This window comes from Streptomyces sp. NPDC044002 (assembly GCF_056434525.1).
The window spans coordinates 1-9,724 of sequence record NZ_JBWKEZ010000120.1 but is presented as its reverse complement, the minus strand read 5'-3'; the positions used below and the strand labels follow the sequence as shown (position 1 = coordinate 9,724).

The 9,724-nt window shown below is 72.4% G+C and carries 8 protein-coding genes; 4 read left to right on the top strand and 4 right to left on the bottom strand.

The window, feature by feature from the left end; all coding sequences use genetic code 11:
* Positions 1-113 precede the first annotated feature (113 nt).
* From AC07A6_RS40365 to AC07A6_RS40355, 3 genes are all read right to left on the bottom strand, one after another.
* Positions 114-833: a gamma-glutamyl-gamma-aminobutyrate hydrolase family protein gene (locus AC07A6_RS40365; protein WP_478780418.1), complete on the bottom strand. Its 720-nt coding sequence runs from the start codon at positions 831-833 to the stop codon at positions 114-116.
* A 47-nt stretch (positions 834-880) separates the two neighbouring features.
* A complete protein-coding gene (eat, locus tag AC07A6_RS40360; RefSeq protein WP_362474038.1) occupies positions 881-2,347 on the bottom strand; it encodes an ethanolamine permease in 1,467 nt (488 codons plus the stop codon).
* A 160-nt stretch (positions 2,348-2,507) separates the two neighbouring features.
* On the bottom strand, positions 2,508-3,254 hold the full coding sequence (locus AC07A6_RS40355; RefSeq protein ID WP_386275482.1) for a FadR/GntR family transcriptional regulator: 747 nt from the start codon (positions 3,252-3,254) through the stop codon (positions 2,508-2,510).
* Between the two features lie 77 nt (positions 3,255-3,331).
* Here AC07A6_RS40355 and AC07A6_RS40350 point away from each other — a divergent pair, with 77 nt between their 5' ends.
* The 4 genes from AC07A6_RS40350 to AC07A6_RS40335 all read left to right on the top strand — a co-directional run bounded on the left by AC07A6_RS40350 (position 3,332) and on the right by AC07A6_RS40335 (position 8,337).
* A complete protein-coding gene (locus AC07A6_RS40350) occupies positions 3,332-4,705 on the top strand; it encodes a glutamine synthetase family protein (protein WP_478780417.1) in 1,374 nt (457 codons plus the stop codon).
* A 60-nt stretch (positions 4,706-4,765) separates the two neighbouring features.
* Positions 4,766-6,130, top strand: coding sequence for an aldehyde dehydrogenase family protein (locus AC07A6_RS40345; RefSeq protein WP_478780416.1), 1,365 nt, complete (start codon positions 4,766-4,768; stop codon positions 6,128-6,130).
* A 5-nt stretch (positions 6,131-6,135) separates the two neighbouring features.
* Positions 6,136-6,936 carry a 3-oxoacyl-ACP reductase gene (locus AC07A6_RS40340; protein WP_362474050.1) on the top strand — a complete coding sequence of 267 codons (801 nt, stop codon included), beginning with the start codon at positions 6,136-6,138 and terminating at the stop codon, positions 6,934-6,936.
* A gap of 111 nt (positions 6,937-7,047) precedes the next feature.
* Positions 7,048-8,337, top strand: coding sequence for a haloacid dehalogenase-like hydrolase (locus tag AC07A6_RS40335; RefSeq protein ID WP_478780415.1), 1,290 nt, complete (start codon positions 7,048-7,050; stop codon positions 8,335-8,337).
* Here AC07A6_RS40335 and AC07A6_RS40330 read toward each other — a convergent pair.
* A complete protein-coding gene (locus tag AC07A6_RS40330) occupies positions 8,334-9,527 on the bottom strand; it encodes an amino acid deaminase/aldolase (RefSeq protein ID WP_478780414.1) in 1,194 nt (397 codons plus the stop codon). The genes AC07A6_RS40335 and AC07A6_RS40330 overlap by 4 nt on opposite strands.
* Positions 9,528-9,724 lie beyond the last annotated feature (197 nt).

Below are 9,724 nucleotides of genomic sequence, written 5' to 3'. Positions count from 1 at the left end.
CTCCCACGCGCCGCGCCCACATCTACCCACCCCCGCCCCCTTCGGTAGGGGTGTGCCCCCCCCCCCCCCCCCCCCCACCCCCCCCCCCCCCCCCCCCCGCGGCCGGCGGTGCGTCAGGAGACCGAAACCCCGACCGGCACGGCCTGCCGGGCGCCGGCCGCCTCGACGAAGGAGGCCATCACCCGGGTGTCCTTGTCCCGCTCCGGGTGCCACTGGACGCCGACCACCCAGCGGGAGCGGTCGGGGTCCTCGATGGCCTCCACCGTGCCGTCGTCCGCGTACGCCGAGACGATCAGGCCGCGTCCCACGACGTCCACGGCCTGGTGGTGGTAGGTCGGGACGTCCGCCTTCTCCGGGACCAGCTCCGCGTAGCGGGTGCCCGCCACGGGGTTGACGGGGTGCCAGGAGGTGGCGCCCGGGGTGTGGACGTGGCCGTCGATGTGCTGGACCAGGGTGCCGCCCAGGGCGACGTTGAGCGCCTGCATGCCCCGGCAGATGCCGAGCACGGGCAGGTCGGCGTCCAGGGCGGCGCCGAGCAGGGCGAGTTCCCACTCGTCGCGGACCGTCGCGGGGGGACCCGTACGCGGGTCGCGCGCGGCCCCGTAGCGGACCGGGTCCACGTCCGGGCCGCCCGAGACGATGAGGCCGTCGAGCCGGCTCAGCACCTCCGCCGCCCGCTCCGGTTCGTCCGGCGGCAGCAGCACGGCCGCGCCGCCCGCCGCCTGGACCAGCTCGTAGTAGCCGGAGGGGACGAGGGATGTCGGGAGGTCCCACACGTTGTAGCGGGTGGATTCCTCCACGTAGGTGGTGATGCCGATGAGCGGCCTGGGCACGGTATTACCTCCAGGATGGTGCCGTATCAAGGGGCGGGACAAGGGTCTCAGTCGCGGGTCAACTCCGCCTCGGCTTCCGCAAGCGCGGCGAACTCTTCCTCAGGTGCCGAGGCCACGAGGTGGTGCCGACTGTAGATCGCGAAGTAGGCCAGGGCGACGGCGTACACGGCGAGTGCGATGAGTGCCGCGTCCTTGTCCACCAGGAAGGTGGCGACGAGGGCCGAAAGGGCGAGCACGAAGGCGACCGAGGAGGTCAGCACCCCTCCGGGGGTGCGGTACGGCCGGTCCAGGCCGGGCTCGCGGCGGCGCAGCACGATGTGGGACAGGGCCATCAGGGCGTACGAGATGGTCGCCCCGAAGACGGCGATGTTCAGCATCCGCGCCCCGTTGCCGGTGGCCGCCGCGAGGGCGAATCCGATGGCGCCCGGAATCACCAGTCCGAGGTACGGGGCCTTGCGCTTGGAGGTGAGGGAGAGGAAGCGCGGCAGGTAGCCGGCCCGGGAGAGGGCGAAGAGCTGGCGGGAGCCGGCGTAGATGAGGGAGAAGAAGGAGGCGACCAGCCCGGCGAGTCCGGCGTAGTTGACGAAGCGGCTGAGCGCGGTCGGTCCGCCGTCCCCCTCCAGGGCGACGACGAGCGGGTTGCCGGCGGTCTTCACGGCGTCCGCGCCCTGGGCGCCGGTGGCGGCGAAGAAGGTGATCAGGGCGAGCAGGGCGAGGATGCCCATCGAGATGGCGAGGGCCTTCGGCATGGAGCGCACCGGGTCCTTGGCCTCCTCGGCGGCCAGGGGCACGCCCTCGACGCCGAGGAAGAACCACATGCCGAAGGGGAAGGCGGCCCAGATGCCGAGGACGCCGAAGGGCAGCCAGGAGCTGGAGCCGAAGGCGTCGGTGTCCACGGCGATGTTGTCGAGGGAGCCCGCGTCGAACTCGGTGAGCGCGCCGAGCGCGAAGATCAGCAGGGCCGCCACCGCGATGGCGGTGACGATGAGGCTGAAGCGCAGCGCCTCGCCCACGCCCCACAGGTGCACGCCGATGAAGATGACGAAGCAGCCGAGGTAGACGGGCCAGCTGGACGTCAGCCCGAACAGGCCCAGCGATTCGACGTAGTCGCCGATGAAGATGACGATCGCCGCCGGGGCCAGGATGTACTCGATGAGGATGGCGGTGCCGGTGAGGAAACCGCCCCAGGGGCCGAGGGCGCGGCGGGCGAAGCCGTAGCCGCCGCCGGCCGTCGGCAGGATCGTGGACAGCTCGGCGAGGGAGAAGACCAGGCAGGCGTACATGGCGCCCATCAGGACGGTGGCGATGGCCAGGCCGCCGAAACCGCCCTTGTCCAGGCCCACGTTCCAGCCGGAGAAGTCGCCGGAGACGACGTACGCGACGCCGAGCCCGGTCAGCAGCAGCCAGCCGGCGCTGCCGCGGCGCAGGGTCCGGCGCTCCAGGTACTCGGCGTCGGCGTCGCCCTTCACGGCGGGTGGTGCGGATACGGGCACGGGTGCGATGTCGTCGGCCATGTGCGCTCCTGCCTAGGGCAATGGTTGTGAGGCGTACCTTTGCGTCAAGGGCGTGGAACGCGCAAGACCCCTGCGTTAAACACGGGTTACGAAAACCTCCCCGCCCCCACCGCCGCCACCCGCCCCGCCTGCCCCCGGAGCCGCCCCCGCCCCGCCCGCCTCACGCCAGGAACCCGCGCAGCAGGGCCGCCGTCCCGCAGCAGTGCTCGCGCATCACCGCCCGGGCCGCCTCGGCGTCCCGCTCCAGCACCGCCTCCACCAGGACCGTGTGCTGCTGCTGCGAGTGCTCCAGGTTGCGCACCAGCAGCGGGATGCAGTCCAGCAGGTCGTTCACGGTCGCCCGGACGGCCGCGTACTGGGCCGTCAGCGTGGCGGAGCCGGCGAGTTCGCACAGGGTGAGGTGGAAGAGGGTGTCCTGGCGGCGGTACTCGGAGAGCGGGGCGTCGTGGGTCGCCGCCAGCGCCGCGAGCAGCCGCCCGGCCTGCTCCTCCGACAGCCCCTGCGAGGCGCACAGCCCGGCCGCCCCCACCTCCAGCACCTCGCGGAAGCGCAGCACGTCCTCGATGTCCACCCCGGCCACGCGCCGCCGCAGCTCCTCCTCGGCACCGCCCGCCGGGGTGTCGGGGCGGGCCAGCACGAACGTTCCGCCGTACCGGCCGCGCCGGGCCTCCACCAGGCCCTGGTCCTGGAGCACCTTGAGCACCTCGCGCAGGGTGACCCGGCTGATGCCCATCCGCTCCGCCAACTCCCGCTCGGGCGGCAGTCGTTCCCCGCCCGGCACCAGGCCCAGCCGGACCACCTGGAGGATCTGCTCCAGGGCCTCCTCGAAACCGTTGCCCGCCCGCACCTGCCGCAGCACGGGATTCAGCCGCGCGATCGCGCCACCGCCGCTCTCCGTGTCGGTCATCTCGGTTCCTCCCCTTCCCAAGCAATGGTTCTATTCAATACCTTAGGCCTCCTCGGCTCACCGAAGGAGAGATTCCAGTGGTAGACCGCATGCCGCCGCTCGCGCCCGAGGAGCTCCGTGCCCTCGTCGCGAGCGGTGAGATCGACACAGTCGTCCTGGCCTTCCCCGACATGCAGGGACGTCTTCAGGGCAAGCGGTTCGCCGCACAGTTCTTCCTCGACGAGGTACTCGCCCACGGCACCGAGGGCTGCAACTACCTCCTCGCCGTCGACACCGACATGAACACCGTCGACGGCTACGAGATGTCCTCCTGGGACCGGGGCTACGGCGACTTCGCCATGCACCCCGACACCGCCACCCTGCGGCGCATCCCCTGGAACCCCGGCAGCGCCTTCATCATGGCCGACCTGGCCTGGAACGACCGCTCCCCGGTCGTCGCCGCGCCCCGCCAGATCCTGCGCCGCCAGCTGGGACGCCTCGGCGAACTCGGCTACACCGCCATGGTCGGCACCGAGCTGGAGTTCATGGTCTTCCAGGACACCTACGAACAGGCCTGGAACGCCAACTACCGCGGCCTGACCCCCGCCAACCAGTACAACATCGACTACTCCGTCCTCGGCACCGGCCGCGTCGAGCCCCTCCTGCGCCGCATCCGCAACGAGATGCAGGCCGCCGGCCTGGTCGTCGAGTCCGCCAAGGGCGAGTGCAACCTCGGACAGCACGAGATCGCCTTCCGCTACGACGAGGCGCTCACCACCTGCGACCAGCACGCCGTCTACAAGACCGGCGCCAAGGAGATCGCCGCCCAGGAGGGCGTCTCGCTCACCTTCATGGCCAAGTACGACGAGCGCGAGGGCAACTCCTGTCACATCCACCTCTCGCTCACCGACTCCGACGGACGCAACGCCATGGCCGGCACCGACGGCGACCAGGAACACGGCATGTCCACCGTGATGCGCCACTTCCTGGCCGGCCAGCTGGCCGCACTGCGCGACTTCTCCCTTCTCTACGCCCCGAACATCAACTCGTACAAGCGTTTCCGCCCGGGATCCTTCGCCCCCACCGCCGTCGCCTGGGGCTTCGACAACCGCACCTGCGCCCTGCGCGTCGTCGGCCACGGCCGCTCCACCCGCTTCGAGAACCGCCTCCCCGGCGGCGACGTCAACCCCTACCTCGCCGTCGCCGGCCTGGTCGCGGCCGGCATCTACGGCATCGAGAACCGCCTCGAACTCCCCGAGCCCTGCACCGGCAACGCCTACACCGCCGACTACGCCCACGTCCCCGCCACCCTGCGCGAGGCCGCGGAACTCTGGGAGAACAGCGAGATCGCCAAGGTCGCCTTCGGCCCCGAGGTCGTCGCCCACTACCGCAACATGGCCCGCGTCGAACTCGACGCCTACGACTCCGCGGTCACCGACTGGGAGCTGCGCCGCTCCTTCGAACGCCTGTAAGCGCTCAGCCCGGAACCCCGGAACCCCGGAACCCCGAACCGACACCAGAGAGGCCCCCACGTGTCCGATGCGCTGGAAGTACTGAATCCGGCCACCGAGGAAACCGTCGCCGTCGTCCCGGCCGCCACACGGGACGACGTCGACACCGCCGTCGCCCGGGCCACCAGGGCCCAGCGCGCCTGGGCGGCGGCACCCCCCGGCGACCGGGCCAGACTCCTGCGCCGCTTCGCCGCCGTCGTCGACGGCCACATCGAGGAACTGGCACAGCTGGAGGTCCGCGAGGCCGGCCACACCATCGGCAACGCCCGCTGGGAAGCCGGCAACGTCCGCGACCTCCTCGACTTCGCCGCCGGGGGAGTGGAACGCCTTTCCGGCCGCCAGATCCCCGTCGCCGGCGGCATCGACGTCACCTTCCTCGAACCCCTCGGCGTCATCGGCGTGATCGCCCCCTGGAACTTCCCCATGCCGATCGCCGCCTGGGGCCTGGCACCCGCCCTCGCCGCAGGCAACGCCGTCATCCTCAAGCCCGCCGAGACCACCCCCCTCACCGCCCTGCGCCTCGCCGAACTCGCCCTCGAAGCCGGGATCCCCGAGCACCTCTTCCAGGTGCTCCCCGGCCACGGAGCGGTCGCCGGCGACGCGCTCGTCGAACACCCCGGCGTCGCCAAGATCGTCTTCACCGGCTCCACCCGCACCGGCAAGCAGATCATGGCCAAGTGCGCCGACCGGGTGAAGCGCCTCACCCTCGAACTCGGCGGCAAGAGCCCCAACATCGTCTTCGCCGACGCCGACATCGAAGCCGCGGCCGCGGCAGCCCCCATGGCCTTCCTCGACAACACCGGCCAGGACTGCTGCGCACGCACGAGGATCCTCGTACAGCGCACCGCCTACGACCGCTTCCTCGAACTCGTCGCCCCCGGCATCGAGTCCGTGACCGTCGGCGACCCGCTCGACGAGAAGACCCAGATGGGCCCGCTCATCTCCCGAGCCCAGCTCGACCGCGTCCGCTCCTACGTCACCGACGACCTGACCGCCATCCGCGGCAAGGCCCCCGAGGGCCCCGGCTTCTGGTACCCGCCCACCCTCGTCACGGACGTCGACCCCACCGCGCCCGTCGCCGCGGAAGAGGTCTTCGGACCGGTCGCCGTCATCCTCCCCTTCGAGGACGAGGAGGACGCCGTACGCCTGGCCAACGCGACCGAGTACGGCCTCTCCGGCTCCCTCTGGACCCGCGACGTCGGCCGCGCCCTGCGCGTCTCCCGCGCCGTCCGCGCCGGCAACCTGTCCGTCAACTCCCACAGCAGCGTCCGCTACTGGACCCCCTTCGGCGGATACAAGCAGTCCGGGCTCGGCCGCGAGCTCGGACCCGACGCCCTCACCGCTTTCACCGAGACCAAGAACGTCTTCATCAGCACGGAGGCCTGAACACCATGACCGACCGCACCGACAAGACCGAAGAGATCGTCTGCCGCCGCCTGGTCGGCCGCACCGCCGTCATCACCGGAGCCGGCAGCGGCATCGGCCTCGCCACCGCCCGCCGCCTCGCCTCCGAAGGCGCCAACGTCGTCTGCGCCGACATCGACCCCGCCGCCGGCAAGGCAGCCGCCGAAGAAGTCGGCGGCACCTTCGTCCAGGTCGACGTCACCGACAAGGAGCAGGTCGAAGCCCTCTTCAAGACGGCCTTCGACACCTACGGCTCCGTCGACATCGCCTTCAACAACGCCGGCATCTCGCCCCCGGACGACGACTCCATCCTCACCACCGAGCTCGACGCCTGGCGCCGCGTCCAGGACGTCAACCTCACCTCCGTCTACCTGTGCTGCAAGGCCGCCCTCCCCTACATGCAGCGCCAGGGCCGCGGCTCCATCATCAACACCGCCTCCTTCGTCGCCATCATGGGCGCCGCCACCTCCCAGATCTCCTACACCGCCTCCAAGGGCGGCGTCCTCGCCATGTCCCGCGAACTCGGCGTCCAGTTCGCCCGCGAGGGCATCCGCGTCAACGCCCTCTGCCCCGGGCCCGTGAACACCCCGCTCCTCCAGGAGCTGTTCGCCAAGGACCCCGAGCGCGCCGCCCGCCGCCTCGTGCACATCCCGCTCGGCCGGTTCGCCGAACCCACCGAGATCGCCGCCGCCGTCGCCTTCCTCGCCAGCGACGACTCCTCCTTCATCAACGCCACCGACTTCCTGGTCGACGGCGGCATCTCCGGCGCGTACGTCACCCCCCTGTAAACCCCGAAGATCCCCGGATCCCCGGATCCCCAGCACCCCCCACCCGGCAGCCGGGCGTCGCACGACGCCCGGCTGCCGTGCTCCACCGGCCCGCCACGATCCCCACGAGGAGTGCCCGTGACCCGCTCCAGCACCAGACGCCGCTTCCAGGCCGCCGGCGCCGCCGCCCTCATAGCCGCCGGCGGCCTCACCTCCGCCGGCCCCGCCCGGGCAGCCGACCACGCCTGCACCACCCCGAAGCTCGCCGCAGGCTGGCACGGCGACAACCAGGCCCGCCTCCAACAGCTCATCGACCAGTACGGCCGCTGCAACCCCCACCGCCCCGGCCGCGCCAAACCCGTCGCCGTCTTCGACTGGGACAACACCGTCGTCAAGAACGACGTCGGCGACGCCACCATGTTCTGGCTCCTGCGCAACGGGAAGATCCGCCAGCCCGCCGACTGGAAGGCCACCAGCCGCCACCTCACCCCGGCCGCCGCCCAGGCCCTCACCGCCGCCTGCGGCCCCCTCGCCCGCCCCGGCACCCCCCTGCCCACCGGCACCCCCGCCGGCGCCGCCTGCGCCGACGAGATCAACGCCGTCTACGGCACCGCCGCCACCCGCACCGGCACCGCCGCCTTCGCCGGCTGGGACCGCCGCACCACCGAACCCGGCTACGCCTGGCTGGCCCAGCTGACGCAGGGCTGGACCGCCCGCGAGATACGCGGCTTCGCGGCCGCCGCCCGCACCGAGAACCTCGCCGCGCCCATCGGCACCAAGCAGCAGGTCGGCACCGGCACCGCCACCGGCTGGGTCCGCTACTACGACCAGCAGCGCGACCTCGTCGACAAGCTCCGGCGGGCCGGCTTCGACGTCTGGATCAGCTCCGCCTCCCCCCAGCCCGTCGTCGAGGTCTGGGCCCGGGGCGTCGGCATCGACGCCGCCCACGTCATCGGCATCCGCAACACCACCACCCGCGACGGCAGGCTCACCGCCCACCTCCAGGGCTGCGGATCCGTCCCCGACGGCGCCGACACGATGATCACCTACATCGACGGCAAGCGCTGCTGGATCAACCAGGAGGTCTTCGGCGTCCGCGGCCGGGCCGCCGAGGAGGTCCAGCCCGCCGCCCGCCGCCAGGTCTTCGCCGCCGGCGACTCCGACACCGACATCACCTTCCTGCGCGACGCCACCGCCCTGCGCTTGGTCCTCAACCGCAACAAGAACGAACTGATGTGCCGCGCCTACGACAACGGCGACGGCAAGTGGATCGTGAACCCGATGTTCATCGAGCCGAAGAAGCAGAAGACCGGCCCCTACCCCTGCTCCACCACCGGCTACCTCGACCACGACGGCACGCAGGGCCCCGTCCGCCGGGGCGACGGCAGCGTCGTCCCCGACCAGACGGACACGGTCTACTAGAGGAAGGTCCGCCCCTCACCCCGGTAGGTCGGGACCGACTCCACGACCCGGTCCCCCTCCACCAGGTGCAGGGTGTCGAACCGCTCGCACAGCTCCCCGGCCTTCGCGTGCCGGAACCACACCCGGTCGCCGATCAGCAGGTCGTCGGCCGGGCTCCCCAGCAGCGGCGTCTGCACCTCGCCCGCACCCTCCTGCGGGTCGTAGCGCAGCCCCGCCGGCAGGTACGGCACCGGCAGCCGGTCGGCACCCGCCGCGCCGGAAGCCGGATAGCCGCCGCCGAGCACCGTCACCACGCCCACCCCCGGCCGCCGCACCACCGGCTGCGCGAACAGTGCGGCCGGACGCCCCCGGAACGTCGTGTAGTTGTCGAACAGCCGGGGCACGTACAGCCCCGACCCGGCGGCGATCTCCGTCACCGCCTCCTCGGCGGCCGTCTCCGCCACGCTGCCCGTACCGCCGCCGTTGACGAACTCCAGGTCCGGCACCACCGCCCGGACCGCGCGCACCGCCTCCGCCCGCCGGACGGCCAGCTCCTTGCGGGCCGTGCTCTGCATCAGCCGGATCATCCGCGACCGCACCGGCCGCCCCGCCAGCGCGTCCCCGACCCCGGCGACGTGCCCCTCGTAGCCCATCAGGCCGACCACCCGGAACCCCGGACGCGACGCCACCGCCCGCGCCAGGTCCGCCAGCTGCCCAGGCTCCCGCAGCGGCGACCGCCGCGCCCCGACCCGCACCCGGCCCCCGAACAACCGCAGGGCGGTGTCCAGTTCCAGGCAGACCCGGATCTCCTCGGCACCGCCGTCCCGCGCCCGGTCGATCAGCTCCAGCTGCGCCGGATCGTCCACCATCACCGTCACGGCCGACGCCAGCTTCGCGTCACCGGCCAGCTCGGCGAAGCCGGCCCGGTCGGCCGACGGATAGGCGAGCAGCACGTCCTCGAACCCGGACCGCGCGAGCCACAGCGACTCGGAGAGCGTGTACGACATCACCCCGGCGAACCCGGGCCGGGCCAGCACCCGTTCGAGGAGAGCCCGGCACCGCACGGACTTGCTGGCGACCCGCACCGGCTTGCCGCCGGCCCGGCGCACGAGGTCGTCGGCGTTGGCGTCGAAGGCGGCCAGGTCCACGATGGCCAGGGGCGCGTCCAGATGCGCGGTCGCCCGGTCGTACCGGGTCCGGTCCGAAGTCATGGGGCGCAGCTTGCCAGAGGTTGTTACGGGTGGGTAGGCCCTGGCCGGGCGGGGCCGTTGTGTGCCGCTGCGCGGGCTGCTCCCCGCCCCGCCCTTCGCCCGTTCCCCGGGCTGCGCCCGGACCCCTCCTGGGGGCTCCGCCCCCAGACCCCCGCGCCTCAAACGCCGGCGGGGCTGTCCATAGCCCCGCCGGCGTT

What these genes read in the sequence shown, in the direction of transcription:
- eat (WP_362474038.1), bottom strand. Translation starts at nt 2,347, where the DNA reads ATGGCCGACGACATCGCACCCGTGCCCGTATCCGCACCACCCGCCGTG.
- AC07A6_RS40355 (WP_386275482.1), bottom strand. Translation starts at nt 3,254, where the DNA reads ATGACCGACACGGAGAGCGGCGGTGGCGCGATCGCGCGGCTGAATCCC.
- AC07A6_RS40340 (WP_362474050.1), top strand. Translation starts at nt 6,136, where the DNA reads ATGACCGACCGCACCGACAAGACCGAAGAGATCGTCTGCCGCCGCCTG.
- AC07A6_RS40330 (WP_478780414.1), bottom strand. Translation starts at nt 9,527, where the DNA reads ATGACTTCGGACCGGACCCGGTACGACCGGGCGACCGCGCATCTGGAC.